General features: G+C 70.6%; 30 protein-coding genes. 14 read left to right on the forward strand and 16 right to left on the reverse strand.

Going from position 1 to position 24,271, the window contains the following annotated elements; genetic code table 11:
• The first annotated feature begins 14 nt into the window (after nt 1–14).
• Nucleotides 15–560, forward strand: a complete 546-nt coding sequence (locus tag ABEA10_RS23115) for an alpha-ketoglutarate-dependent dioxygenase AlkB (RefSeq protein ID WP_345467152.1) — start codon at nt 15–17, stop codon at nt 558–560.
• 1 nt (nt 561) lies between these two features.
• On the opposite strand, the gene ABEA10_RS23120 is transcribed toward ABEA10_RS23115, so the two are convergent.
• A complete protein-coding gene (locus ABEA10_RS23120) occupies nt 562–1,320 on the reverse strand; it encodes a TetR/AcrR family transcriptional regulator (protein WP_345467154.1) in 759 nt (252 codons plus the stop codon).
• 82 nt (nt 1,321–1,402) lie between these two features.
• Here ABEA10_RS23120 and ABEA10_RS23125 point away from each other — a divergent pair, with 82 nt between their 5' ends.
• Together ABEA10_RS23125 and ABEA10_RS23130 are read left to right on the forward strand one after the other, a co-directional pair.
• Complete coding sequence (locus ABEA10_RS23125; protein WP_345467156.1) at nt 1,403–2,314, forward strand: NmrA family NAD(P)-binding protein; 912 nt, start codon at nt 1,403–1,405, stop codon at nt 2,312–2,314.
• 65 nt (nt 2,315–2,379) lie between these two features.
• Nucleotides 2,380–3,279 carry a Vgb family protein gene (locus ABEA10_RS23130; protein WP_345467159.1) on the forward strand — a complete coding sequence of 300 codons (900 nt, stop codon included), beginning with the start codon at nt 2,380–2,382 and terminating at the stop codon, nt 3,277–3,279.
• Here the strand turns inward: ABEA10_RS23130 and ABEA10_RS23135 are convergent, their stop codons facing one another.
• From ABEA10_RS23135 to ABEA10_RS23145, 3 genes are all read right to left on the reverse strand, one after another.
• On the reverse strand, nt 3,280–4,242 hold the full coding sequence (locus ABEA10_RS23135) for a quinone oxidoreductase family protein (protein WP_345467162.1): 963 nt from the start codon (nt 4,240–4,242) through the stop codon (nt 3,280–3,282).
• Nucleotides 4,243–4,348: 106 nt separating this feature from the next.
• Nucleotides 4,349–5,653, reverse strand: coding sequence for a M20 metallopeptidase family protein (locus ABEA10_RS23140; RefSeq protein WP_345467164.1), 1,305 nt, complete (start codon nt 5,651–5,653; stop codon nt 4,349–4,351).
• Nucleotides 5,654–5,761: 108 nt separating this feature from the next.
• A complete protein-coding gene (locus tag ABEA10_RS23145; RefSeq protein ID WP_345467166.1) occupies nt 5,762–6,697 on the reverse strand; it encodes a LysR family transcriptional regulator in 936 nt (311 codons plus the stop codon).
• Between the two features lie 54 nt (nt 6,698–6,751).
• Between ABEA10_RS23145 and ABEA10_RS23150 the strand changes: the two genes are divergently transcribed.
• From ABEA10_RS23150 to ABEA10_RS23160, 3 genes are all read left to right on the forward strand, one after another.
• Entirely contained in the window at nt 6,752–7,600 is an 849-nt protein-coding gene (locus ABEA10_RS23150) for an SDR family oxidoreductase (protein WP_345467168.1), read from the forward strand.
• Nucleotides 7,601–7,687: 87 nt separating this feature from the next.
• Nucleotides 7,688–8,155: a hypothetical protein gene (locus ABEA10_RS23155; protein WP_345467170.1), complete on the forward strand. Its 468-nt coding sequence runs from the start codon at nt 7,688–7,690 to the stop codon at nt 8,153–8,155.
• On the forward strand, nt 8,131–8,265 hold the full coding sequence (locus ABEA10_RS23160; RefSeq protein WP_345467172.1) for a hypothetical protein: 135 nt from the start codon (nt 8,131–8,133) through the stop codon (nt 8,263–8,265). Before ABEA10_RS23155 ends, ABEA10_RS23160 begins: the two co-directional genes overlap by 25 nt.
• Before the next feature lie 144 nt (nt 8,266–8,409).
• Here the strand turns inward: ABEA10_RS23160 and ABEA10_RS23165 are convergent, their stop codons facing one another.
• From ABEA10_RS23165 to ABEA10_RS23180, 4 genes are all read right to left on the reverse strand, one after another.
• Nucleotides 8,410–9,012, reverse strand: coding sequence for a GDSL-type esterase/lipase family protein (locus ABEA10_RS23165; protein ID WP_345467174.1), 603 nt, complete (start codon nt 9,010–9,012; stop codon nt 8,410–8,412).
• Nucleotides 9,009–9,863 carry a maleylpyruvate isomerase family mycothiol-dependent enzyme gene (locus ABEA10_RS23170; RefSeq protein WP_345467176.1) on the reverse strand — a complete coding sequence of 285 codons (855 nt, stop codon included), beginning with the start codon at nt 9,861–9,863 and terminating at the stop codon, nt 9,009–9,011. Before ABEA10_RS23170 ends, ABEA10_RS23165 begins: the two co-directional genes overlap by 4 nt.
• A 136-nt stretch (nt 9,864–9,999) precedes the next feature.
• Entirely contained in the window at nt 10,000–10,536 is a 537-nt protein-coding gene (locus tag ABEA10_RS23175) for a YybH family protein (RefSeq protein WP_345467178.1), read from the reverse strand.
• Nucleotides 10,533–11,255: a hypothetical protein gene (locus ABEA10_RS23180; protein ID WP_345467180.1), complete on the reverse strand. Its 723-nt coding sequence runs from the start codon at nt 11,253–11,255 to the stop codon at nt 10,533–10,535. Before ABEA10_RS23180 ends, ABEA10_RS23175 begins: the two co-directional genes overlap by 4 nt.
• A gap of 72 nt (nt 11,256–11,327) precedes the next feature.
• On the opposite strand from ABEA10_RS23180, the gene ABEA10_RS23185 reads away from it, so the two are divergent.
• Nucleotides 11,328–11,936 carry a PadR family transcriptional regulator gene (locus tag ABEA10_RS23185; protein ID WP_345467182.1) on the forward strand — a complete coding sequence of 203 codons (609 nt, stop codon included), beginning with the start codon at nt 11,328–11,330 and terminating at the stop codon, nt 11,934–11,936.
• Nucleotides 11,937–12,041: 105 nt separating this feature from the next.
• On the opposite strand, the gene ABEA10_RS23190 is transcribed toward ABEA10_RS23185, so the two are convergent.
• Genes ABEA10_RS23190 through ABEA10_RS23205 form a run of 4 tightly spaced genes read right to left on the reverse strand, consistent with a single transcriptional unit; the run spans nt 12,042 to nt 15,201 of the window.
• Nucleotides 12,042–12,974 carry an ABC transporter substrate-binding protein gene (locus tag ABEA10_RS23190; RefSeq protein WP_345467185.1) on the reverse strand — a complete coding sequence of 311 codons (933 nt, stop codon included), beginning with the start codon at nt 12,972–12,974 and terminating at the stop codon, nt 12,042–12,044.
• A 33-nt stretch (nt 12,975–13,007) separates the two neighbouring features.
• A complete protein-coding gene (locus ABEA10_RS23195; RefSeq protein WP_345467187.1) occupies nt 13,008–13,694 on the reverse strand; it encodes an ABC transporter permease in 687 nt (228 codons plus the stop codon).
• A complete protein-coding gene (locus ABEA10_RS23200; protein ID WP_345467190.1) occupies nt 13,691–14,383 on the reverse strand; it encodes an ABC transporter permease in 693 nt (230 codons plus the stop codon). The genes ABEA10_RS23195 and ABEA10_RS23200 overlap by 4 nt, the downstream gene beginning before the upstream one ends.
• Nucleotides 14,380–15,201, reverse strand: a complete 822-nt coding sequence (locus ABEA10_RS23205) for an ABC transporter ATP-binding protein (RefSeq protein WP_425550940.1) — start codon at nt 15,199–15,201, stop codon at nt 14,380–14,382. The genes ABEA10_RS23200 and ABEA10_RS23205 overlap by 4 nt, the downstream gene beginning before the upstream one ends.
• A gap of 108 nt (nt 15,202–15,309) precedes the next feature.
• Here ABEA10_RS23205 and ABEA10_RS23210 point away from each other — a divergent pair, with 108 nt between their 5' ends.
• Nucleotides 15,310–16,755 (forward strand): aromatic amino acid ammonia-lyase, encoded by a 1,446-nt coding sequence (locus ABEA10_RS23210; RefSeq protein ID WP_345467192.1) that lies wholly within the window; start codon nt 15,310–15,312, stop codon nt 16,753–16,755.
• Between the two features lie 112 nt (nt 16,756–16,867).
• Here the strand turns inward: ABEA10_RS23210 and ABEA10_RS23215 are convergent, their stop codons facing one another.
• Nucleotides 16,868–17,338 carry a pyridoxamine 5'-phosphate oxidase family protein gene (locus ABEA10_RS23215; RefSeq protein ID WP_345467194.1) on the reverse strand — a complete coding sequence of 157 codons (471 nt, stop codon included), beginning with the start codon at nt 17,336–17,338 and terminating at the stop codon, nt 16,868–16,870.
• Nucleotides 17,339–17,580: 242 nt separating this feature from the next.
• Between ABEA10_RS23215 and ABEA10_RS51235 the strand changes: the two genes are divergently transcribed.
• Both ABEA10_RS51235 and hemE read left to right on the forward strand, forming a co-directional pair.
• Entirely contained in the window at nt 17,581–17,787 is a 207-nt protein-coding gene (locus ABEA10_RS51235) for a helix-turn-helix domain-containing protein (protein ID WP_425550941.1), read from the forward strand.
• 72 nt (nt 17,788–17,859) lie between these two features.
• Complete coding sequence (hemE, locus tag ABEA10_RS23225) at nt 17,860–18,990, forward strand: uroporphyrinogen decarboxylase (RefSeq protein WP_345467197.1); 1,131 nt, start codon at nt 17,860–17,862, stop codon at nt 18,988–18,990.
• 143 nt (nt 18,991–19,133) lie between these two features.
• Here hemE and ABEA10_RS23230 read toward each other — a convergent pair whose 3' ends face one another.
• Nucleotides 19,134–19,757 (reverse strand): TetR/AcrR family transcriptional regulator, encoded by a 624-nt coding sequence (locus tag ABEA10_RS23230; RefSeq protein WP_345467199.1) that lies wholly within the window; start codon nt 19,755–19,757, stop codon nt 19,134–19,136.
• Nucleotides 19,758–19,902: 145 nt separating this feature from the next.
• Between ABEA10_RS23230 and ABEA10_RS23235 the strand changes: the two genes are divergently transcribed.
• Nucleotides 19,903–21,003 (forward strand): aldo/keto reductase, encoded by a 1,101-nt coding sequence (locus ABEA10_RS23235; protein WP_345467202.1) that lies wholly within the window; start codon nt 19,903–19,905, stop codon nt 21,001–21,003.
• A gap of 48 nt (nt 21,004–21,051) precedes the next feature.
• Here the strand turns inward: ABEA10_RS23235 and ABEA10_RS23240 are convergent, their stop codons facing one another.
• A complete protein-coding gene (locus tag ABEA10_RS23240) occupies nt 21,052–21,483 on the reverse strand; it encodes a MarR family winged helix-turn-helix transcriptional regulator (RefSeq protein ID WP_345467204.1) in 432 nt (143 codons plus the stop codon).
• A 77-nt stretch (nt 21,484–21,560) separates the two neighbouring features.
• On the opposite strand from ABEA10_RS23240, the gene ABEA10_RS23245 reads away from it, so the two are divergent.
• Nucleotides 21,561–21,917 carry a VOC family protein gene (locus ABEA10_RS23245; RefSeq protein ID WP_329255934.1) on the forward strand — a complete coding sequence of 119 codons (357 nt, stop codon included), beginning with the start codon at nt 21,561–21,563 and terminating at the stop codon, nt 21,915–21,917.
• A complete protein-coding gene (locus ABEA10_RS23250; protein ID WP_345467208.1) occupies nt 21,910–22,851 on the forward strand; it encodes a DNA-3-methyladenine glycosylase family protein in 942 nt (313 codons plus the stop codon). The genes ABEA10_RS23245 and ABEA10_RS23250 overlap by 8 nt, the downstream gene beginning before the upstream one ends.
• 161 nt (nt 22,852–23,012) lie before the next feature.
• Here ABEA10_RS23250 and ABEA10_RS23255 read toward each other — a convergent pair whose 3' ends face one another.
• Nucleotides 23,013–23,390, reverse strand: a complete 378-nt coding sequence (locus ABEA10_RS23255) for a MerR family transcriptional regulator (protein ID WP_345467210.1) — start codon at nt 23,388–23,390, stop codon at nt 23,013–23,015.
• A 236-nt stretch (nt 23,391–23,626) separates the two neighbouring features.
• On the opposite strand from ABEA10_RS23255, the gene ABEA10_RS23260 reads away from it, so the two are divergent.
• A complete protein-coding gene (locus tag ABEA10_RS23260; protein ID WP_345467212.1) occupies nt 23,627–24,100 on the forward strand; it encodes an oxidoreductase in 474 nt (157 codons plus the stop codon).
• Nucleotides 24,101–24,271: the final 171 nt, after the last annotated feature.

A 24,271-nucleotide genomic window follows, 5' to 3' on the forward strand; every position in this document is an offset into this window, starting at 1 on the left:
ATATGTTTTCGACCATGGTTCCGGGTCTTGTGTGCGTCGGTCGTTGGCTGGACGAGGACGGCCGGCGGCGGCTGACGGCGGACATCGACGCCGCGCCCTGGTCATCGCAGCTGCGGCGGCGTGTCCAGCACTACGGGCACCGCTACGACTACGGCAGTCGTGGCGTGGGCGGCACTCCGGCCCCGCCACTGCCCGGCTGGGCGGTGACGCTGGCCCGACGCCTGCACGAGGACGGTCACTTCGACCGCCCGCCCGACCAGGTGATCGTGAACGAGTACCTGCCCGGTCAGGGCATCAGCGCCCACGTCGACCACGTCGGAAGTTTCGGACCGGTCGTCGCCTCGGTCAGCCTGCTGTCGGCGTGCGTCATGGAGTTCACCCACCCCGAGGACAGGACGCGCGTGCCGGTCGTGCTCGAACCCGGCAGCCTGTGCGTGATGACCGGCCCGGCGCGATTCACGTGGCGGCACTCCATCCCGGCCCGCAAGTCCGACCCTGGCCCGAACGGACGGGTTCCCCGTGGACGGCGGGTGTCCGTCACGTTGCGGACCGTCCTTTGAGTCAACCGGCGGTGCGGCGACGGCGGGCGCGCTGGCGGCAGGTCGGCCCGCAGTAGCGGGGCGGCCGCCCGGTGGGCCGGACCCGCAGCCGAGCGCCGCATTCCTCGCAGTACCTCACGTCGGAGGCGGCGGTTTCGTGACGCTGAAGGGACGTCGCGTCACGGAACGCCGCTTCTTTCGTGACGGCCGGAGTGCGCAGTCCGTCGAGCAGCAGCCGCACCAGCCGCGTGCCGCGTGCCCGGTCCCGGTGGGCCGCACGCAGTGCGGCACCGCCGGCGATCAGCGCGGTCAGATCGTCGACCCGCACGTCGGCGCGTACGGCACCGGCCTGTTTCGCGTTGGTCAGCAGGTCGTCCAGCGCCTCGCGGAACCGCCGCGCCGCCGCGGTCAGCAGGGCGTGCGGCCAGCCGCGATCGGCCGTGAGCGCGTCGCAGACACGTTGACGGCCGGCCGTTTTCTCGATCACTTCGATGAGGAACCCGAACAGCGCGTCACCGGGCGTGGCGCGGGCGGGCCATCGGCCCGCGGCCGTCACCAGGCCTTCGAGGTGTTCGGCGAGCACCGCCTCGAGCAGGATCTCCTTGCTCGGGAAGTGCCGGTAGACGGTACCGGCCCCGACGCCGGCACGCTGCGCGATCCGGCCGAGCGATGCCTCCAGGCCCTCCTCGGCGAACACGCGCATCGCGGTGCGCAGCACGACCTCCCGGTTGCGGCGGGCATCGGCCCGCCCGGCCGGCGCGGCGACGGGTACTGCTGCCATGTCACGTAACCCTTTTCGTGGCGGTGAAGCGGGTGGAGTATTCCGGATCGTGCCAGTATCCACCAACTCCGGAACGGACGCCATGACCGCTGTGACACCGGCCGAATCCCACCACCCGATCGTCGTCACCGGCGCCACCGGCAAGCAGGGCGGCGCCACCGTACGGCGGCTGCTCGCCGAGGGGCGGCCGGTGCGCGCCCTGGTACGCGACACGACCGCACCCGCCGCTGCCGCCCTGGCCGAAGCCGGCGCCGAGCTCGTACGCGGTGACTTCGACGATCCGGCGAGCCTGCCGCCCGCGCTCGACGGCGCCGCCGCCCTGTTCGGCATCCCACCCGTGGCCTTCGGGCCGGCCGGGCCCGAGACCGACCTCGAAGTGGCCCGCGGCCGGGCGCTGATCGACGCGGCGGCCGCGGCAGGGATCGAGCAGGTGGTGTTCAGCACCGTCGCCTCGGCTTCGAGGGCGTCATTCGGTTCGGCGGGGAAGGCGCTGATCGAGGAGTACCTGCGCGACCACATCGCGCTGCCCACCGTGCTGCGCCCGGTCCGGTTCATGACCAACTATCTCGGCGTCGGGTCGAGGATCGACGGCATCTCCGGCGGCGTGCACCGGCACCTGTTCCCACCGCACGAGCCCATGCAGGTCATCGCGCTGGAGGACGTCGCCGAGTTCGCCGCGCTCGCGTTCGCCGACCCGCCCCGGTTCGCCGGACGGACCCTGGAGCTCGCCGGTGACGAACCGACTCCGGTCGCGGCCGCCGCCGCGATCAGCGAGGCCACGGGCGTCCCGGTCCGGTACGAGTGGCTCACCGACGACGAGGCCGCCGAGATCGGCCCGGAGGTCGCCGAGACCAGGAAGCGCTGGCAGGCCGGTCACCGCTGGCACGCCGACATCGAGGCACTGCGTGTGATCCACCCGGGACTGCGTACCCTCGCCGACTGGCTCACCGAGTCCGGCGCCGCCGCCCTGCGCGCCCACCTCACCACCGCCTGACCCCGGCGTCGGCCGGGGTCGAAAAGAGTTCGAGGTCCCTCGGCTCCGCCGGTAACCTCTCCGGAATGTCCATCGAGGAGTACGCCGTCGCGGGCGCCGAGGACGGCCCGTACGCGATCACCACCGGTCCGGACGACGCGCTGTGGTTCACCATGGTGCACAGCGGCCGGATCGGGCGGCTCGTCCCCGGCGGCGAACCCCTGAGCCATCGGCTCGATCCGGCGTCCGGGCCGACGATCATCGTCACCGGGCCGGACGGCGCGCTCTGGTTCACCGAGTACCAGGCGCACCGCATCGGACGCATCACGACCGACGGCGAGGTCACGGAGTTCCCGCTGCCGGCCACGGACCGCGGGCCGTTCGGCATCGCCGCGGGACCGGACGGCGCCCTGTGGTTCACCGAGACCGCCGCCGACCGCATCGGCAGGATCACCACCGACGGCGAGGTCACGGAGGTGCCGCTGCCGGTCACCGGCGCCTTCCCCTCCGCGATCACCGCCGGCGCCGACGGGGGCATGTGGTTCACCCTCAACCAGGGCAACGCGATCGGCCGCATCGGCATGGACGCGGAGATCACCGTTCATCCGCTGCCGACCGAGGCCGCCGCGCCGGTGGGCATCAGCGCCGGCCGGGACGGCGCGCTGTGGTTCGTGGAGATCGCCGCCGGGCAGATCGGCCGGATCGGCACCGACGGCGTGATCACCGAGTTCCCGCTGCCCGACCGAGCCGCCCGGCCGCACGCCATCGCCCCCGGCGACGACGGCCGGCAGTGGTTCACCGAATGGGGCGCGAACCGCGTCGGCTCGATCGCCGCGGACGGCACGATCGAGGTCCACGACCTGCCCACACCCGGCTCGGAACCGCACGGCATCACGCTCGGCCCGGACGGCGCGCTGTGGACGGCTCTCGAGATCGGCGCACTCGCCCGCGTCGCCGCCGTCCCCGGCCGGTCACTCCCCGGCTGATCAGGGGAGGAGCAGCAGCTTCCCCGTCGTACGGCGCGACTCGAGGTCCGCGTGCGCCTTCGCCGCGTCCGTGAGGGCGTAGCGCGCCCCGATGCGCGGCCTGACCTGCCCCTTCCGCACGAAATCGAAGATCTCGGTGGTGCGGCGGACCAGCGCCTCACGGGTGGGCACGTGGTCGGCGTACGTCGGGTAGGAGAACAGGATGCTGCTGGGCAGCTCCATGGGGTGGAACGACAGGTCGCCCATCAGCACGCCGTAATAGGCGTGCACGCCATGGCGGCGCAGGGCCAGTTGCGACGAACGGAAGGTCGCCGGGCCGCCGCCGTCGTACACGACGTGCGCGCCCTCGCCGTTCGTGAGCTCGCGCACCCGGTCCTCGAAGCCACCGCCGCTGGAGACGAGGACGTGATCGGCCCCGGCCTCCTTGGCGACGGCGACCTTCTCCTCCCGAGAGACCAGGCCGATGACGACGCCGCCCCTGGCCTTGATCATCTGGGTCAGCATCAGGCCGACACCGCCCGCCGCCGCGTGCACGACGGCCGTGTCACCCGGCTTGACCGCGTACGTCTCCGTGGTGAAGTGGTTCGCGGTCACGCCCTGCATCATCACCGCGGCCGCCGTCTCGTCGTCCACGTCTTCGGGGACCTTCACCAGGGATGCGGCAGGGATGGCGAGGCGCTCGGCGTAGCTGCCCCTGTGGTAGACCCAGGCGACCCGATCGCCGACGGCGAGGCCCCGCACGTCGTCGCCGAGCGCGATGACGTAGCCCATTCCCTCGACGCCCAGCACGGTGGGCACCGACCAGCCGCGCACCGGCCCGGCGCGGACGCCGGTGTCCATGAAGTTCACCCCCGCCACCCCCAGCCGTACGAGCGCCTCGCCGGGTCCCGGTGCCGGCTCCGGCAGTTCGGTCCAGGTCATGACCTCCGGGCCGCCGTATTCGCCGATGTGGATCGCGTGCATTGGTGACCTTCTCTCGCTCCGGGCCGGCGCCGGGACGCGCCCGGCGCACAGTTCGGAACGTAGGTCCGAAAAAATGGACCGGCAAGTCCAAAAACGTGCTTCCTTGCTACCGCCCGGCCGCGCGGTGGGCCAGCCAGCCGGCCATCGCGCGGACGCCGACGCCGATGGCGCGCTCGTCCGGGTCGAAGGTGCCGAAGTGCGGGTACGCGGTGGTGATGTCCGCGCCGGGCCGCCGTACGCCGAGGAAGCTGAACGTCCCGGGGACGCGGCGGAGGAACAGCGCGAAGTCCTCGCCGCTGAACGGAATCGCCGCATGCATGGTCGTGACGGCCGGACGGCCGAGTCCGCGCACCAGGTAGTCGCGGACCTCCCGGCCCGGACGCGACGGGCACACCATCGCCGGGAACGCGTCGGCGGGGAACTCGATGCGGGCGTCGGGGTACCGGCCGGCCAGGCGGCGCAACCGGGCGCGGATCTCCGGGACGCGCTCCTGTGGCCAGCACCGGTACGTGGCGCGTACCTCGACGTCGCCGCCTGCGGCGGGACTCGCGGCGGCCCTCATCCAGACGAACCGGGTCAGTGGCCCGTGCGGCGTCTCCACCTCCCGGATGAGCCGTTCGAGGTCGGCGGAGGTCTGCGGAGCCGTGACCGTCGACAGCGCGCCGATGTCGGCGACGAGCCGTTCGGCCCGGTCCGACGCGCCGGGCCCGGTCAGCGTGATGCCGCCGTGGTCCTGTCCCGGCAGCCCGGTGCCCGGCGTGACCGCGAACGAGCCGACCGGGAAGGGACCGCAGTGCAGGGCGTGGATCTCGTCCGGCCTCGTCCGCTCCAGCACGCCGTCGGAGATCATCGCCTGCGCCCCGGTGAGGGTCTCCTCCCCCGGCTGGAAGAGGAACACCACGCGGCCGTGGAACCGGGTCCTCAGCCGCGCCAGCACTTCGGCGACCCCGACGCCGATCGTGGTGTGCAGGTCGTGGCCGCAGACGTGCGCGGGATCCGGACCGCCGTTGATCTGCGAGTCCGGCGGCACGGCGTCCATGTCCGCCCGGTAGGCGACCGTCCGGCCGCGTCCCGCGCCCCGCAGGACGCCGACGACCCCGTGGCCGCCCACACCCGTGGTCACCTCCAGGCCGGCGGCGCGCAGCCGGTCCGCGACCAGCGCGGCGGTATGGACCTCGTCGCCCGCCGGTTCGGGGTGGCGGTGAATGTCGCGGCGCAGGGCGATCAGGTCGGCGTCGAGCCGTCCGGCGAGGGCGTCGATCCGGCCTTCGAGCCCGGACGGCTCGGCCGCCTGAGCGGGGATGCCGGTGGTCAGAACACCTCCCGCGCCGAGCGCGACGGCACCGCCGAGCACACTCCGGCGGGTCAGGGCGTGGTCTCCAGCGTGGTCTGCAAGGTGGCGATCAGTCATGCCCCGGACGCTACGGATCGCGGGCCGTGCCCTCGATCCGGACAGCCACCGTCCGGGGGTGTACTCAGGTCCACCGTCGCACGGTCGGTGAGGTCGGAGACGATCCCGTCAGCGCCGGACCGGTGGGCGGTCGAGCGTTCGCCCCGCTATTTCGCGGAAGGCGCCGACCAGGGGGTTTCGGTCGTTGGCGTGGGTGGCGACCACGACCTGGCATGGGTCGATCCCGGTGAGGGGAATGGTGGCGAGGTCGGTGCGTAGTGTGCTGCGCCGGTCGCCGGCGGGCAGGATGGCGACGGAATGCCCGCCCGCGACGAGTTCGAGCTTGTCCTCGAAGCTGTCGTCGGCCCCGGGACCGGGCGGTGCCCCCGGGCCGTCGGGGCCCGGGCCGAGACGCCGGGGCGTACTCCAGATCGTCGGTGTGCTGGTGCAGGCGACGAGTTCCTCGTCGGCGAGGTCGTCGAGAGTGAGGGACTCCTTGCCCGCCAGGCGGTGCGAAACCGGCATCACGACGACCCGCGGCTCGTCGTACAGCACGGTCACGCGAAGATGGTCGGTCGGGAACGGGAGCGGCAGCCGGACGAGGAGCGCGTCCACCTGACGCTGCGGGAGGGCGTGAGTGTCCTGCCAGCTCAGATGGCGGGTGCGGACCTGGGCGTCAGGGTAACGGTGGCGCAGCTCCCGCACCGCCGGGGTGACGATCAGGTCGCCGACGTATCCGATCGTGATCGCGTGCGGCGGCGCGGCGGCACGCGCGGTGAGCGCCGCCTGGTTCGCCGCCTGCAGCAGCGCCCGCGCTCGCGGCAGGAACGCCTGGCCCGCCTCGGTGAGGCTGCTGCCCTGGGGAGTGCGATCGAACAGGCGCACCCCCAGCTGGTCCTCCAGACGCTGGATCTGCCGGCTGAGCGACGGTTGGGCCAGGTGCAGCGCGGCGGCCGCCCGGCCGAAGTTCAGGTGCTCCGCCACGACCGTGAAGTAACGCACCAGCCGCAGCTCGAGATCCAGGCGGAGGTCGGGTCCCGCAGGGGGCGAGAAATCGTCGGGCACGCATCAAGCCTACGTCGTCATACGCCGGCCGCATGACGAGGTACCGCACAGGTCTTGGACAGCGATCTTGAATTGCCGTTAACTCGAAATCGACCTCGGCATCCTCGTACACCGAGGTCGAAATCCACGTATCGAGAAACGAACAGAGGGCGTCCGACCATGGGCAAATACGATGGCAAAAGTATCGTCATCACGGGCGGTAGCAGCGGCTTCGGTTTCACGACGGCGAAGTTGCTGGTGGACGGCGGAGCGCGCGTTCTGATCACCGGGCGCGGCCAGGAAACTCTCGACTCCGCACGCGAACGACTCGGAGAAAACGCCGTTTCCATTCGGAGCGACGCCGCTTCACTTCCCGACATCGACGCTCTCGCCGATCGCGCGAAGGCGGAATTCGGCACGCTCGACGCGCTTTTCGTGAACGCCGGCATCACCCGGTTCACGCCCTTCGAGGCGGTGACCGAGGAGGTGTACGACGAGCTGTTCGCGATCAACGCCAAGGGCGCCTACTTCACCGTGCAGAAGCTCGTTCCGCTGCTGAACGAGGGCAGTGGCGTCGTCCTCACCACCTCGGTCGCGAACGTCAAGGGCATTCCGTTGATCAGTGCCTACGCCGCCGGCAAGGCGGCCCTGCGCTCCATGACGCGTAGTCTCGCCCGCGAGCTGCTCCCCCGGAAGATCCGCGTCAACGCGGTCAGCCCCGGTCCCATCGACACGGGAATCCTGGACAGGTCGATGCCGAAGGAGGCCTCCGAGCAGACCAAGGCGGAGATGAGGGCGGCCAATCCCATGCTGCGTTTCGGCGACCCCCGAGAGGTCGCGAGGGCGGTCGAGTTTCTGGCGTTCGACGCGACCTTCACCACGGGCGCCGAACTCGCCGTGGACGGAGGCGCTTCTCAGCTCTGAGCGCCTACGACTTCGTCGTGTGCCTGACGAGGATCGCGTCGAGGAGCCCGATGGAACGCGTCACGGCCGGGGCGCGTCTGTTTTGACATGGTCCGACCGCCGTATCCCCCCGCAGCCGAGATCCGCCCGCGACGCCTGTGGTTCCTGATCGCGGCGCTGATCGTGGTGGCCGGCCTGGCGACCGCCGCCGTGATCTTCGTCAGGCTCATCGTCGGTGCCGGGCCGACACGAACCTTCGGCCCCGGCGAGACGGTGACGCTCCACCTGGGCAAGGCTCCACGGCCCGGCTTCTACGTCACCGACGCGGGCTCCCCGAACGACCGCTGCTACGCCCGCGACTCGACCGGACGGCAGTTCACGGCCGAGCCGATCTCCGGCACCGCCACCATCACCGAGAACGGCACCCGCTGGCACGTCCCCTGTCCCACCTGCGCCTGCCCGCCGACGGCACGTACCAGGTCACCTGCCTGCGGACCGCGACCAACAGCGACGCGCGGTACGGCATCGGCACCCCGCCCGGAGCGGGACAGATGGTCGGCAGCATCTTCGCCGTGATCCTGATCCCGCTGGCGACGCTGGCGATCGCCGCCGTGATCATCATCGTGGTCGCCGTACGACGCTCCTCGCACCGCCGCCGCCTGACCTCGCCGCCCATGCCGTACTGAGCGAGCCACTTCGTGCCGCTGGTCGGGGAGCGTCAGGCCGGCCGCATCGACCAGGCGTTGCCAGACGTCGGCAGGCGCCGGGCTCCGCGTACGGCCGGGGTGTAGCCCTTGTTCAGGACTCGGCGAGCCTCGGTACCGAGTGACTCAGGGCAGGGCGAGCCATTCGTGCCAGTGGCCGGCCAGGACCAGGTCGGCCATCCGGCGATAGCCGCCGGCGCGGGGGTGGGCGCCGTCATTGGCCGTGGCCTCGGTGGTCCACGTCGAGTCGCGGGCGAGTTCTTCGGTGACGGCGATGAACGGCACGTCTCCCCGCAGGCACAGGCTCGCCATCTCGCCGGCGAGTTCCCGGGTCCGACTCAGGTGGTCCTCGCCCGCGTCGACGACCGGCGGCGGGCCGACGACCAGCGCGGAGACCGCCAGGCGCCTGCTCTCGTCCAGTACCGCCGCGAGGTTCTCGAGGCAGCGCGCCGGGTCGACGCGAAGGGCTCCGTCCTCCTCGACCATGTCGTTACTCCCGAAGGAGATGACCAGGCGGTTGTCGGCGTCCGGCTTCGTCCGGGGAAGGATCTCCGGCCGGCAACGGCGCAGCACGTCCTCGGATGTCTCACGCCGGATCCCCAGGTTGAACGCCGTGACCTCGCCGGGCGTCCGCTGAAGCACCCTCCCCACCCAGCCCAGATATTCGGGGTCGCCGACCCCCTGGACGAAGGAATCGCCGATGAAGCAGATACGCAGGTCTCTCGTCATTTGAGCCCTGGCGGCGACCAGATGATCGACACGATCTGGAGGGCCGCCGCCGCGAGGTGCCGGTCGCCGTCGGTGCGGGTGCGTTCGGCCGCCTGGCCGGGGGTGATGCCGCGGGTGCACAGGCGCCAGGTCGTATCGGTGTCGAGTTCGAGCCGCGCGGTGGGCCGGGGGTGCGGTCCACGGGACAGCCGCCAGCGGTCGGGGCCGCGCGTGCAGGTCCAGTCTCCGCCGCCGGGGCCGGTCACCGTCAGCTGAAGGGCGGCGCCCTCCGGGGCGGTCACGTCGCGCAGCGTGTGCGGCAGGCCGCGCAGGAAGGTGTCGATGAGGGGGCCGACGTAGTGCCGGTCGGTGAGCCCGGCCCGGCCCGTCGCCTCGCAGACCTGCTGGTGGTGGGTCCAGAACTCGGTGTACTCGCGGGCGACGTCCAGCCAGTACGGGTGCGGCCCGGGCCCGGCCCAGTACACCGAGGCGCCGAGGGCGTCCAGGTCGACGGTCTGCCAGAACGCGACGATCCGGTCCGAGATGTTCGCCAGCAGCTCGACGAGCAGCGGAGGGCTGATGCGGCGGGCGGCGACGACCCATTCTTCGTTGATGCGGTCGAGGAAGACGGGGAGGTTCTCGCCGTCTCGTGGCTGGAGCGTGTGGAAGCCGTCGCGGTGCATGGACAGGCGTCCGACGTGGTCGCCGAGCACGTGGGCGGCGACATCTTTGACGCTCCAGCCGGGGCAGACCGTCGGCCTGTCCCATTCGTCCCCGTCGAGCCGGCGTAGCAGGCCGGTGAACGCGGCCAGTTGCTCGGCGAGCAGCGGCCGGGCGTCGATGGGCGGCCCCAGCCAGGAGGTATCGGTCATCGCTTCCCCTCGATGATGCGCGCCGGCACGACGGGTGTCAGAGAGTCTGGCAGGCCGGGACCGGCCTTGCCCAGCGGTTTTCCGGCGGTCCCACGGGCTCTGCGCCGTCGGTCCTGCCGGGACCGCGTCGGGCGTGTCAGGAGTTCATGAAGGAGTAGGACACCATGTGGGACACCAGCCATCTGCCGTGCTCGTTGACGCAGACGCACGTGAATCGAGCCGACAGCGGCGGGTAGGTCGTGCCGTCGTCCCCCTTGAGGCCACTGATCACCGCGTCACCGTCGACGACCGCGACGTTGCTCGACGACCATTCGATCTCGGTCGCGGCGAGCTTGTGCGTAGTGCCCTTCATGGAGCCGGCGAAGGCAGAGGCCTGCTCCTTGCGGATATCGTCGCGGCCTTCGGTGCGCCTGCCCTGTGGGCTGATGACCACGCCGTCATTCGTCCAGTTGGACGCGAACGCCCGCGCGTTCCCGGCGTTCCATGCCCGGTCGACGGAGCCGAGCAGCGAGGTGATCGCCCGTCCCCGGTCCCGCCGCACGGATGCCGGCCGGACGCGGTCGTCCGCCTTCGCCGCCGCGCCGGCGGTCTCGTGCGCGGCTCCGCAGCCGCTCGACAGAGCGGCCATCAGTGTGCCGGCGACCAGCGCTGCGCGTACACGAGTCATCGTCATGCCCTTCCGGGTTGTGGTTTCGCGGTCGAGTCGCGATGCCGTACGGGGCCGGCGTACCGCCGAGCCGGGAGAAAGGCCGCCGCCGCGAAGAGAACGAGAACCGCGCCGAGGAGTACGACGCGATAGTCGACGACCAGGGTCGCCTTGTACCAGCGGACGTCGTCGGCCGACAGTCGGCCGGTGGCCGTCTCCGTCCTGCGCTGGGCATAGACGAGATAGGTCCACACGCGCGAGGCGAAATAGACCAGCGCGGCCGAGACGATGAGGCTTCGCCGTCTGCCGCCTCGCCGGCAGACGAAAAGGGCGGCGGGCACGATGAACAGTTCCATCGCCGTGTTACCGACGATGAAGTAGGGCAATGTGGGGGCCATCATCGCCGAGAGCGTCTGGTAAGTCGTCGATGGCTCCTCCAGGGCCGCGCCCATGAGCAGGATCATCATGACGCCGCCGCAGCACAGGAACGCCGCGCAGATCACGCCGCAGAAGATGAGCGCGTTCTCCGTCCTTGTCCCACGCTCGGGCGTGGCACCGGCCCAGCCGGCGACCAGCCCCAGCAGCAGCGCCCACAGCAGACCCGCGACGGCGCCCACGAGCAGTGCGGCGGCCCCCATGCCGGTCGACCGAAGCGACAGGCCTTCGGAGATGACGAGCAGCGGAACCGCGACGGCATAGGGGCTGGAGCGCAGAGCCCGTCTCGGAGCGTGTAAGCCGAAGATCATGCGATGACCATAACATGGTTAGCCATAATATGGCTATGACTCGACGCATCCTCGGGCTGGGAGGATGAGTGCATGGTCGAAGGTCCACGCCGCCATTCGCCGCTGGCTCTCGTCCTCCTCGCGCTCTTGAGTGAGGAACCGATGCACGCCTATCGGATGCGTCGGCTCATCAAAGAACGCAGCAAGGACCAAGTCGTCAACGTGGCGCGGAGCAACAGCGTCTACCAGGCGATCGAGCAGATGAGCCGCCGTGGGCTGATCCGCGTACGCGGGACGTCGCGCGGCGCCGGACGCCCGGACCGCACGATCTACGAGATCACCGACGAAGGGCGGACCGCGCTCCAGCAGTGGCTCGCCACGACGCTGTCGACCCCGGCCCGCGAGTTCCCGGAGTTCCCGGCCGCCCTCGCGACGATGTCCGCGGCGACACCGGAGGAAGTGGCACGCTACCTCGAGGCGCGAGCCGAGGTGCTCGCCCGCCGCCTGGCCGAGGCCGAGACCGGCCGTGCGGCGGAGGCGGAGACCGTGCCTCGCCTCTTCCTGATCGAGGACGAGTACGCCATCGCCATGACCAGGGCGGAGCTGAGCTGGGTCGAATCCCTGATCGCCGATCTCGAAGAGAAGAAGCTGACCTGGACCAGGGAGTGGCTCGACGCGCTCAAGGCCGATGACCGGGAATGACGCCCGGCCCTCCGGACGCTCGGGGGCGTGAAGATGAGAGGCGGGCACGGTGCTCGACACACCGTGCCCGCCCCGGGTTCGTTCAGACGGTTACATGAGACGGCGTCAGGCGAGGCCGGCCTTGTTCAGCCAGTCCTTGGCGACGGTGTCCCAGTCTTCCTTGTCAGAGACCACGCGCGTCATCATGGCGAGCAGGTCCTGGGTGGTCAGCTTGGCCGAGACCGCGTTCAGCGCGGCCTGGGACTTCGCGTCGACGCCGGACTTGTAGATCAGCGGCGTGACGTTCTGCGCGCTGAAGACGTTCTGCGGGTCCTGGAGCACCACGAACTTGTTCGCCGCGATCGTCGGGTCGGTGGTGAACAGGTCGGCCGCCTGGATCGTGTTGTTCTTCAGCAGCTTGACCAGCGTCGTCTGGGCGTTGGCGTCGAACGGCTGGAACTTCTTGAACTTCAGGCCGTACTTCTTCTCCAGCCCGACCAGGCCCTGCTGACGGGTCTTGAACTCCGACGGGCCGCCGATCGTCAGCTGGCCGGCCACCGACTTGAGGTCGGCGATCGACTTGAGGTTGTACTTCTGCGCGGTCTGGGGATTGACCGTCACCGAGTCCTTGTCCTCGGCCGGGGAGGAGTCGAGGATCGCCAGGGTCGGGGGGAGCTTGGCCTTGAGCGCGGCGTTGACGTCGGCGGTCGTCACGGCGCTGCTGGACTTGTCGACCGACGTCGTCAGCAGGGCGCCGTTGTACTCCGGCATCACGGTGATGCCGCCGGACTTGACCTGGTCGTAGTAGACCTCGCGGCTGCCGATGTTGAACTTCCTGGTGACCTTGACGCCCTTGGCCTCCAGCGCCTGGGCGTACAGCTCACCGAGGAGCTTGCTCTCGTCGAAGTTCGCCGAGCCGACGACGACGTTGCCGCCTCCGCCGGCGGGCTTTTGGTCCAGGGGGTTGTCGCTGCCGCCCTTGTCGCTGCTGCCACCGCACGCGCTGAGGGCCAGCGCGGCGACGACACCGAGGACGGCGCCACGGACTATCCGCATCATTGTTCTGTTTTCCTTCCCTCTTCTTACCAAGTCTCAGGAGGTGCGGGACGAACCGCGCAGGCCCGGGGACACGACCGCTCTCCGGATTCCGACGAACGCGAGCTGCACGATGACGGCGAGCAGCACAACGAGTACTGAACCACCCACCACCGACGGATAGTCCTTACGCGAGAGCCCGTCGACGATGTAGCGGCCCAGACCGCCGATGCCCGCGTACGCCGCGATGGTCGCCGTCGCGACGACCTGGATCGCCGCCGTGCGCAGCCCCAGGAGGATGAGGGGCATGGCGACCGGGATCTCGGCCTTGACCAGGACGCCGGGGCCCTTCATGCCCATCCCCTTGGCGGCGTCCTTGATGTCGGCGTCGACGCCGCGGATGCCCTCGTAGGTGTTGACGAGGATCGGCGGCGTGGCGAGCGCGATCAGCGGGATGATCACCGGGGTGAGGCCGATCGAGGTGACCGTCACCACGAGCAGGAGCAGGCCGAGCGTGGGCACGGCGCGCGCCAGGTTGGCGAAGCTGACGACGATGAACCCGCCCCGGCCCGTGTGGCCGACGATCGCGCCGAGCGGCAGGGCGATCACCGCGGCGATGGCCAGGGCGAGCGCGCTGTAGCCGAGGTGTTCGAGCAGGCGGTGCGGGATGCCGTCGCCGCCGCTCCAGTGCGCGGAGGCGGTGAGCCAGTTCCAGGCGGCGTTGATCTGGTCGGTGAGGTTCATCCGTTGCTCCTCCGGGTGCGCGCCCACGGGGTGAGCAGCCGTTGGGCCGTGACGAGCACGCCGTCGCTGATGAGGGCGAGGGCGAGGATCAGCACGCTGGAGACGATGATCGGCGTGGTGAAGTCGCGAGAGTAGCCGTCGATGAACAGCTGTCCGAGCCCGCCGTTGCCGATCAGCACGCCCACGCTGACGAGACTGATCGAGGCGACCGCCGCGACCCGCGCGCCGGCGATGACGACGGGGACGGCGATCGGCAGTTCGACCTGGACCAGCCGGCGGAGCGTGCCGAAGCCCATCGCGGTGGCCGCCTGCCGTACCGGCTCGGGGACCGACCGCAGCCCGTCCACGACGTTCGGCACCAGGACCGACAGGGAGAACAGGGTCAGCGGCAGGATGATCGTGAAGTCCGCCTTGCCGCCGCTGCCGATGCCGAAGTACGGGATGAACAGCATGAACAGGGCGAGCGACGGTACGCCGTACAGGACGTTGGCGACGCCGAGTGTCGGCGGGTAGATCCAGCGCCAGCGCGCGCACATGATGCCCAGCGGGATCGCGATGATCAGGCCGAACACGATCGGCAGCAGGGCGAGCTTGAGATGGTGCAGCGTCAGGGTGGTGAGCTCGTCGGTGTGGTCGCCGATCCAGCTCCAGCGGACCAGCGGCTCACCGCCGGCGGCGAGTACGCTCATCGCTCCGCCGCCTCGACCTCGTCCTCGTCGGCCCTGTCGTCGGCGGGCTCGGGGGTGGCGTCCAGCTCGCGGTTGAAGCGCAGCCGTTTGAGGCCCTTCTCACCACCGAGGAACTCGGTGACGAAGCCCTCGGCGGGGTCGGTCAGCAGCTCGTCGGGGGTGGCGTGCTGGGCGAGGACGCCGCCGGTCTGGAAGACCGCGATGCGGTGCCCGAGCTTGATCGCCTCGTCGATGTCGTGCGTGACGAAGGCGATCGTCTTGCGCACCTCGGACTGGAGCCGCAGGAACTCATCCTGCAGGCTCTTGCGCACGATCGGGTCGACGGCGCTGAACGGCTCGTCCATCAGCATGACCGGGGGGTCGGCGGCGAGCGCCCGCGCGACACCGACGCGCTGCTGCTGCCCGCCGGAGAGCTGGAACGGGTAGCGCTTGGCCATCTTGGTGTCCAGGCCCACGCGCTCCATCAGCTCCATGGCGGTGGCACGCGCCTTCTTCTTGTCCCAGCCGAGCAGGTACGGCACGGTCGCGATGTTGTCGACGATCGTGCGGTGCGGGAACAGCCCCGCGTGCTGGATCACATAGCCGATGCCACGGCGCAGATCGGAGGCATCCTTTTTCCGGATATCCTCCCCGTCGATGCTGATAGTGCCGGCGGTAGGGTCGATCATGCGGTTGATCATCCGTAGCGACGTGGTCTTGCCGCAGCCGGACGGGCCGACGAACACGGTGATCTGGCCGGAGGGCAGCTCCAAGGTCAGATCGTCAACGGCCACGGTGCCGTCCGGGTATCGCTTGGTGACGCCGTCGAACTTGATCAAGAGTGACTCTCTCTCTAGAGGCGGCCCTGTGGTCCGGGACGACCGCGACTCGTTTCCAAGTTAAGAGGTCAAGATAGTGGTATTTGTACCGTCTATACGGGTCCGGCCATGAGTCAAACGGCCATAGCGGTCAACGGTAGCGGGTTGAACTGCGACGCTGTAGCCGCTGTAGCCCGTGATGGCGCCTTCGTTACCGTTACTCCACAAGCGGTGGAGAATGCGCGGCAGGCGTGGGAGGTCGTACGCGAGGTCGCCGCGCAGCGGCCAGTGTACGGGCGGACCACCGGAGTGGGCGCCAACCGCGACGTCACGATCGAGGACGACGACGCCCACGGCCTGCGGCTCCTGCGCAGCCACTCTGGCGGCGCCGGCCCCCTCATGTCGGCCGAGAACGTCCGCGCGATGCTCGTCGTACGCCTCAACCAGATCGCGGCGGGCGGCTCCGGCGTCGACCCGGACGTGCTCGGCGCCCTCGCCGATGTGATCAATCGCTGGCTCATTCCCCCGATCCCAGCGTACGGCGCGATCGGCACCGGCGACCTGACCGCGCTCGCGTCGACCGCCCTGTGCCTGATCGGCGAACGCCCGTGGCAGGGCGGCGCGTCCACCGCCCGCTTCCCGCTGCGGCCCGCCGACGCGCTCGCCTTCATCAGCTCCAACGCCGCGACGCTGGGCGAGGCGGCGCTGGACTGCCGGGACATACGCGAACTGCTGCGGGCCTCGATTCCGATCACCGGGCTGTCGCTGCTCGCGGTGCGGGGGTCGCCGGAGGCGTACGCGGCCCCGGTGCACGAGAACTGCCCGCACCCGGGGCGCCGTCGGGTCGCCGACACCATGCGGGGGCTGCTCGACGGCGCCGACCACGTCCCGTCGCGCATCCAGGACCCGTACGGCTACCGGGCGTTCCCGCAGGTCCACGGGCCCAGTGTGGACGCGGCGGACAACGCCGAGACGATCGTGACACGAGAGATCAACGCGTCGTCGGAGAACCCGCTCGTGGACGTCGCGGGCCGTACGGTGTGGCACAACGGCAACTTCCACACCGCGTACGTGGGCCTGAGCCTGGACGCCGTACGGGCGGCGATGTTCCAGACGGCGGCGCTGTCGGCGGCACGCCTGGGGACCCTCGTCGAACCGGCCTTCACCGGCCTCGCCCCGTTCCAGGCCGCCCCGGGCGAGCCGGGCTCGGGCATCATGATCCTGGAGTACGTCGCCCACTCGGCGATCGCCGACATCCGGCGCCTGGCGAGCCCGTCGGCGCTGGGCAACGCGGTGCTGTCGCGCGGCGTGGAGGAGCACGCGGGCTTCTCCACCCAGTCGGCCCGGGCGACGACGGAGGCGATCGGGGCGTACCGGGTCGTCCTCGCGTGCGAACTGGTCGCGGCCGTACGGGCCCTGCGCATGCAGGACCGCATGCCGGCGGGCCGGCTGGGCGAGGTCTTCGCCGCGGCGGCGGCCGTACTGGACCCCCAGGTGGAGGACCGCGCCCTGGACGGCGACATCACCACCGCCACCGACCTCCTCCCCCGCATCGCCGCGTACGGGGTGTACTAGGGCGTGTCCCGTGATCTTGATGTCGGTGATGGTGTAGATCACCGGTTGTGGATGAGGAACGCCTGAAGCGTCACGATCTGACTACTGAGGAGTGGATGCTGCCGGAGCCGGCTCACCGGCCAGGCGACCACGAGCCTTCCCGCCGCTCGGCGGCGGCGGGGACCAGCCCGTAGGGGTCGGGGTGGATCTTGCGGGAGAAGTCCATGAGCTCGACTCTGTGTGGACGCAACCGGATCAGCACGAAATCGTTCCCCGCTGGGCCGTCCGGAAAGAAGGCCTCCAACCCGTCCTGCCACCGAGCTACCCGTTCCGTCTTTTCTACGACCAGTTCGGCGTTCGCATGCAGGCACAGGTAGGCAAAGGCACCCCTGTCTTCCACTGCGTAAGACACCATCCGATGGCGAGAGATCTCGGTCGCCTTGCGAGACGCCGGGCTGGTTCCGATCCACACGGTCCCGTCGTCATCAACACCGACATGCTGGACAAGCCGAGTATGCGGCTGCCCATCGTCCACCGTGGTCAAGAACCCATACGGGTTCGCGCGCAACAGCTCCAACGCCACCTCGAACAACTCACCAGACACCGCTCACCACTCCCCATCCACCCTGAAGATCATCACACTTCAGGGCCATCCATCCTTCACGGGACCGACCTGCTGAACAAGGACCAACCAAGATCCACGGGACACGTCCTAGGTGCTCTGTCGCGTGAGGTTGGGGACGCGGCCGGCGGCGACCCCGACGTGTTCCGCTCACCGTCCGGGCTGCCTTCACCGCCCGCGTCCGTAGGAGTGACCGGTGCCTGTCCACGGCAGGGCGCGAGGAGTTGGCGCAGTTGGCCGGGGTGAGCGCCTCGTATTACTCCAGGCTCGAGCGGGGGCATTCGCGGGGCGCTTCTCCCGAGGTGCTGGTCGCGATCGCCCGGCATCGCCGGGCCCGCCGCGTGACCATCCCTGCCGCAGGGCGAGCGTTGCTTGGCACGGCACTAGGTCTAAAATCGCCGGACGTCCTTGACACTCGGGGTCTCCGATGAGCACGGAGATCTTTCATGCCCCCATCGCCGTGACAGCACGAAGCCCGGGGCGATTCAGCAGAATGGAACAGCGTGGACATCGGCACACGGGAAGAAGTCAGTCCGGAGCCGGTATCCGGCACCGTCCGGCCGAAGAAGCTGCTCCTGCGCGCGCTCGCGGGAGAGCCGACCGAGCGGCCGCCGGTATGGCTGATGCGGCAGGCCGGTCGATACCTGCCCGAGTATCACCGGGTCCGTGAGGCCGCCGGGGGCATGGTCGGGCTCTGCAACTCGCCGGAGCACGCCGTCGAGGTCACCCTGCAGCCGCTCCGCCGCTTCCCGCTCGACGCCGCCATCCTCTTCGCGGACCTCCCGCAGGTCGCCGCCGCGCTGGGCCAGACCCTCGACTACCGGGCTGGTGAAGGCCCGGTGCTGACGCCCCCCATCCGCTCCGCGGCGGACATGGCCGGGTTCCTGAGCGTCTCCCGCCTGCACGAGGAACTGGCGCCGATCTACGAGACCGTCCGGCGGCTGACCCGCGCCCTGCCTGCCGAGGTGACCCTGATCGGCTACGCCGGTGCGCCGTGGACCATCGCCACCTACATGGTCGAAGGACGCGGCGGCGGCCCGTCGGAGCACTCAGTCGTCAAGCAGTGGGCCTTGAGCGACCCCGACGGGTTCCAGCCCCTGATCGACCTGCTCACCACCGCCGTCACCCAGTTCCTTGACCGCCAGATCGAGGCAGGCGCGGAAGCGGTCCAGCTGTTCGACACCTGGGCCGGGATTCTCCCGGCCCATCTCTTCGAACGCTGGTGCGTCGAGCCGGCCGCCGCGATCATCGCAGCGCTGAAGGACAAGCATCCGGAAGTTCCCGTCATCGCCTTCCCGCGGGGCGCCGGGCTCGGCTACGACCGCTTCGCCGAGGCCACCGGAGCGGACTGCATCGGCCTGGACACCACGGTCCCCCTCGAATGGGCCGCGCGAAAGCTGCAGCGCGGCCTGGGCCGCTGCGTGCAGGGCAACCTCGATCCCCAGCTCCTGGCCGCCGGCGGCCCCACGCTCCAGGCCGAGACGGACCGCATCCTGCGCGCCCTGAGCGGAGGGCCGTTCGTGTTCAACCTGGGGCACGGCGTCGGCAAGACCACGCCCCCGGAGCATGTCGCCGCCCTGGCCGAGCAGGTACGCGCCTGGACCACACCCGCGCCACCGGACCAGCGCGGCTGACGTTTCCCGGCCTGGGGGATGGCGTGGGTGGATCCTCGCCGTGAGGCGAGCGACTCCTCGCCGCCCACACGTGGCCAGGCGAGGCGCGCACGCCCAGGGCCGTACGGCCGGGGCTTCGGGACGCGTCCCGGGACCGGCGCCGGTCAGGCCGCGTCGGACGGGGCGTGCCGCCGGCCGCTCGCCCGCAGGCTCTCGATGCCCGCGTCGAGCGCCGCTTCCAGATGCGTGATGCTTCCCGTCGACATCAGCACCACGACGCCTCCCTGGATACCGGCGAGCAGCGCGGCGGCGGCCCGCTCGGTGTCCATTTCGGGGTCGACCTCGCCGATGCTCTGCATGTGCCGGATCCCGACGGCGATCTCCGCCTGCCACGTACGCAGCAGCTCGACCACCACGGCCTGGGCGCCGGGCGTGCTGCGACCGAGTTCGGAGACGAGATAGTTGATCGGGCAGTCGAGCTTCTGGCGGCGGTAGCGGTCGACCACCCGGTCGCGCCAGGCCGACCACGCCGGCCAGGAGGTGAGGTCGCCGAGCTGGGGCCGCTGGTCGGCGAGCACCTGGTCGGCCTCGTGCCGGGCGACCGCCAGGAGCAACTGCTCTTTGCCCTCCGGGAAGTAGTGGAAGAGCTGGCTCTTGCTCGTGCCGGTCCGGCCGCGGATGTCGTCGAGCGTCGTGGCGAGGACGCCGTGCTCGCGTATCTCCGCCGCCGCGCCCTCGATGATCCGCTGCCGGGTCGCGGCCCCTTTCCGGGTCAGTGTCCCGCTCATCCCCACCTCACTTCGTCGCCCGTGCCGACCATCATGCCCCTTTTGGACTTGCGGGTCCATTTTCGCCGACACATCGTGGTGAGCGAGGCGGACGCGGCCCGCGCCCGGCCGCCGTTACCGACACGCACCACGGGGAGACACGGACATGAACGACTACTACCTGCTCGGCCGGTCCGGGCTACGGGTGAGCCGGCTGGCGCTGGGCACCATGAACTTCGGCACCGGCGGCTTCCACGCGGCGTACGGGAAGACCGAGGCGGAGGCCGAGCCCATCTTCCGGCGCTACCTGGAGGCCGGGGGCAACTTCATCGACACGGCGGACTTCTACACCGCCGGGGAGAGCGAGACCATCCTCGGCCGGCTGATCGCGTCCGCCGGGGTGCGCGACCGGCTCGTGCTGACCAGCAAATTCACCAACACCACCGATCCGGCCGACCCCAACGCCAGCGGCAACGGCCGCAAGCACATGATCCGTTCGGTGGAGGCCTCGCTGCGCCGGCTCGGCACCGACCACCTCGACCTGTACCTGCTCCACACCTGGGACCGGATCACTCCGGTCGAGGAGGTCGTGCGCACCTTCGACGACCTGGTGCGCGCCGGCAAGATCCGGTACGCCGGCCTGTCCGACGTGCCGGCCTGGTACGCCGCCCGGGCGCAGAGCTTCGCCGAGGCGCACGCCCTGACCCCGATGATCAACCTGCAGCTGCCCTACTCGCTCGTCGCGCGGGACATCGAGCCGGAGTTCGTGCCGATGGCACAGTCGCTGGGGCTGGGGCTCACCGCGTGGAGCCCGATCGGCGGCGGGCTGCTCACCGGCAAGTACCGGCGCGGCACGGACGGCCTGGCCGGCGAGGGGCGGTTCACCAAGGGTGGAGACCACCTGCCGGTCGGCGACCGCGACTGGCAGGTGGTCGAGGAGCTGGAACGCGTGGCCGCCGAACTCGGCCGGAGCATGGCCCAGGTGGCGATCAACTGGGTGGCCACCCAGCCCGCCGTCGGGTCGGTGATCATCGGTGCGAGCAGCCCCGAGCAGCTCGACGGCAACCTCACCGCGCTCGACTTCGAGATCCCGCCGGAGGCCCGCCACCGGCTCGACCAGGCCGGCGCTCCGCCGCGAGGGTCGGTCTACTCGATGTTCACCCCCGAGTACCAGTCGTGGGTGGTGAGCCCCGGGCTGGGCATCGGCGACAAACCGGCCGGATACGCGCCGCCGACGTGGAACGGCGCCGCCCGGCCGGTCGGCTGACGGTGGCGCCGTACGACCCATGCGGCGGGGCCGTGTCGCCGACGGTCGTCACTCCGCGAGCGACTCGATGCAGCTGCGCAGGGCCGTGCTGAGCTGCTCGCGCTGCGCGGGGCTGAGCGCGGCCAGCATCCGGTCCTCGACGGCGTCCGCCGCACCGTGGCAGGCCTCCAGCGCCTCGCGGCCGTCAGCGGTCAGCTCCGCCTGCAGGATGCGGCCGTGGCCGGGGTGCGGACGGCGGCTCACCCAGCGGCGCTGTTCGAGGTCGCGCAGGACCTGGTTCATGGTCTGCGGGGTGACGAAGGCGCGGCGGGCGAGATCGGCGTTCGACAGCCCCGGCTCCTCGTCCAGGGCGGTCAGCACGGCGTACTGGGGGATCGTCACGCCGTGCTCGCGCAGCTCGCCGGTGAGTGCCGCGTTCAGCACGCCCTGGGCGCGTTTGAGCAGGTACCCGGGGCGGCCGGTGGAGTTCGGGGCGGCCAAAGGAGCCCTCCCTTGCGTAGTATCAGGTTACCTGACATAGTATCAGGCAACCTGATACTACTCGAGGAGAAGTGATCATGGCTGTCACCGGACCTGACTTCGTCGCACTCCAGGTGCGCGACCTGGAGGCGTCCGCGCGCTTCTACACCGAGCGGCTGGGGCTGACCCGCGCGGCCGTTTCACCGCCGGGGGCCGTGGTGTTCGCCACCGAGCCGGTCCCCTTCGCCGTCCGCGAGCCGCTGGTCGACCTGGACGCGACCGACCGGCTGGGCTGGGGCGTGGCGCTGTGGCTGAAGGCCGACGACGTCGACAAGCTGCACGACGACCTGGTGAGCCACGGCGTCACCGTCGTGACCGCACCGTTCGACGGCCCGTTCGGCCGGACCTTCGCGTTCGCCGACCCCGACGGATACGTCGTGACGCTCCATGGCTGAGGAGTTCACGCTGACCGCGCGGGGGCCGTTCTCGCTGGCGGCCGGCACCCGGTTCCTGGAGGGCTTCACTCCGGCCGGGTTCACCGGAACGGCGGACGAGCCGCTGGAACTGGCGTTCCCCGTGGAGGGCGACAGGCGGACGGCCGGCGTGCGCGTGCGCGAGCACGCGCACGGCGTCACCGCCGAGATCGTGAGCCCGGCGGCCCCGGCGCCCGGCCTGGCCGCGGCCATCCGCTCCCAGGTGACCCGGATCCTTTCGCTCGACGTGGACGGGTCCGGGTTCCCGGCCGTCGGCGACCGCGACCCGGTGGTGGCCGGGCTCCAGCGTCACTACCCGGGTCTTCGCCCGGTCGGCTTCTGGTCGCCGTACGAGGCCGCCGCCTGGGCCGTCATCGGGCAGCGCATCCGCATCCGGCAGGCCGCCGCGATCAAGTCCCGCATGGCGAGGGAACTCGGCGAGCCGGTCTCGTTCGGCGAACACGTGGTGCACGCCTTCCCCTCACCGCAGCGCCTGGCCGGGCTCGACGGCTTCACCGGGCTGTCCGGCCGCAAACCCGAATGGCTGCGCTCGATCGCCCGCGCCGCCCTCGACGGCCACCTGGACGCCACGCACCTGCGCGCCCTGCCGCGCGACGAAGCCCTCGCCGAGCTGACCCGGCTGCCGGGCATCGGGGGCTTCTCCGCCGAACTCATCCTGCTGCGCGGCGCCGGCGACCCGGACCACATCCCCCTCCACGAAGGGCGGCTCCCCCGTGCCGTCGCCCTCGCCTACGGCCTGCCCGAACCACCCTCCGCCGAGGAACTACAGCGCCTCAGCCAGCGCTGGAAGCCCTACCGCACCTGGGTCACCCTGCTACTCCGCGCCCGACTGGAGGACGAGACCGGCGAGATCTCCGGAGCAGGACGGGTGGTCTCCGCCGACAACGCACCTTAGAATTCCGGCCCGCGTACGAAGCCGGTCATCTACTTCGCACATCAAGCTCACCGGACGGTGCATCAAGACGCCGGCCGGCGCGAACGATCTGCTGCGGCGTGCGGACACCTTCTCCGGGCCGCGGCCCAGCCCGTCTCCGACCCCGCGTCGAGGAGGTCCGGTCAGCCGGCCAGGGGTACCCGTAGCGTCTCTCGGTGCGCTCGGGCGATGGCCGTCAGTTCGTCGAGGGCGTCGCGCGTGCGGATGAGGTCGGCGATGTGGGCGGAGAGCCGGTCGCGCTCCTGCGCCATCCGCTCCAGGGCGGCGTCGGAGTTCTCCTCGCTGGGCGAGTCGACGCAGGGCAGCAGTTCGGCGATGGTGCGGCTGGACAGGCCCGCGGCGTACAGGCGCTGGACGAACCTGACCCGCTCGATCTCCTCGTCGGTGTAGTGCCGCTGTCCGCTGGCGCTGCGGGTGCTGGTGATCAGGCCCTGCTCTTCGTAGTAGCGCAGGGACCGGACGCTGACTCCGGTCCGTGACGCGAGTTCGCCGATGCGCACGTCGCCCCTCCCGCTGTGACCTGCGGCACAGTGTTTGCCTCTGACATTGATGTGAGCTTTTAGCGTAGCCGCCGTACGGGAGATCCACGGACGTCTGGAGGATGACATGACGACCCTTTTCGACGGCTATCGGCTCGGTGACCTGGCGCTGCCCGACCGGGTGGTGATGGCGCCGATGACGCGGGTACGGGCGGCCGCCGGCGGGCTGGCGACACCGCGTCCCGGCCGTCGGCGAGGTGTTCACTCCGGGTGGCCTCCGGCCCGCACCGACCGTCGCGGCCGTCGGCGGGGCCCGGACCGGCATCCGGCTCTCTCCGGGCGGGACCTTCTGGGGCGTGGAGGAGACCGAAGTCCCCGAGCTGTACGGCGCGCTGCTGACCGAGCTCGCCCGCCTCGACCTCGCCTACGTCCATCTCGAGGCCACCACCGGCGAAGAGGTGCTGGTGGGCCTGCGCCGCGCGTGGCCGGGCACCCTCATCATGAACCCGGTGCTCCCCATGGGCCCCAAGCAGACCGGGCGGACCGAGGCCGACCACTGGCTCGCGCTGGGCGCCGACCTCATCAGCTTCGGCCGCGGCTTCCTCGCCAACCCCGACCTGGTCGAGCGGCTGCGCACCGGGCTCCCGATCGCCCCCGTCGACGAGGCCACGTACTACCAGGGCGGCGACGCGGGCTACCTGACCTACCCGGCCTATCAGTACACGGCCTGATGCCGCTCGACACCGGAAGGTCCATTTCCGGTGCTTCTGGCGCAGAATATAAATAAAGCCGGTAATCGGGCCATTACTCGACTACGGGACCCCTCCCGACCCATCGTGCCTAACATACGCGGCCATACCACGGTTTGGTCTATGTCGGGTTTACGGATTGCGGGAGGCGGC

Source organism: Actinoallomurus oryzae, from assembly GCF_039541955.1.
Taxonomy (GTDB): Bacteria; Actinomycetota; Actinomycetes; order Streptosporangiales; family Streptosporangiaceae; genus Actinoallomurus; species Actinoallomurus oryzae.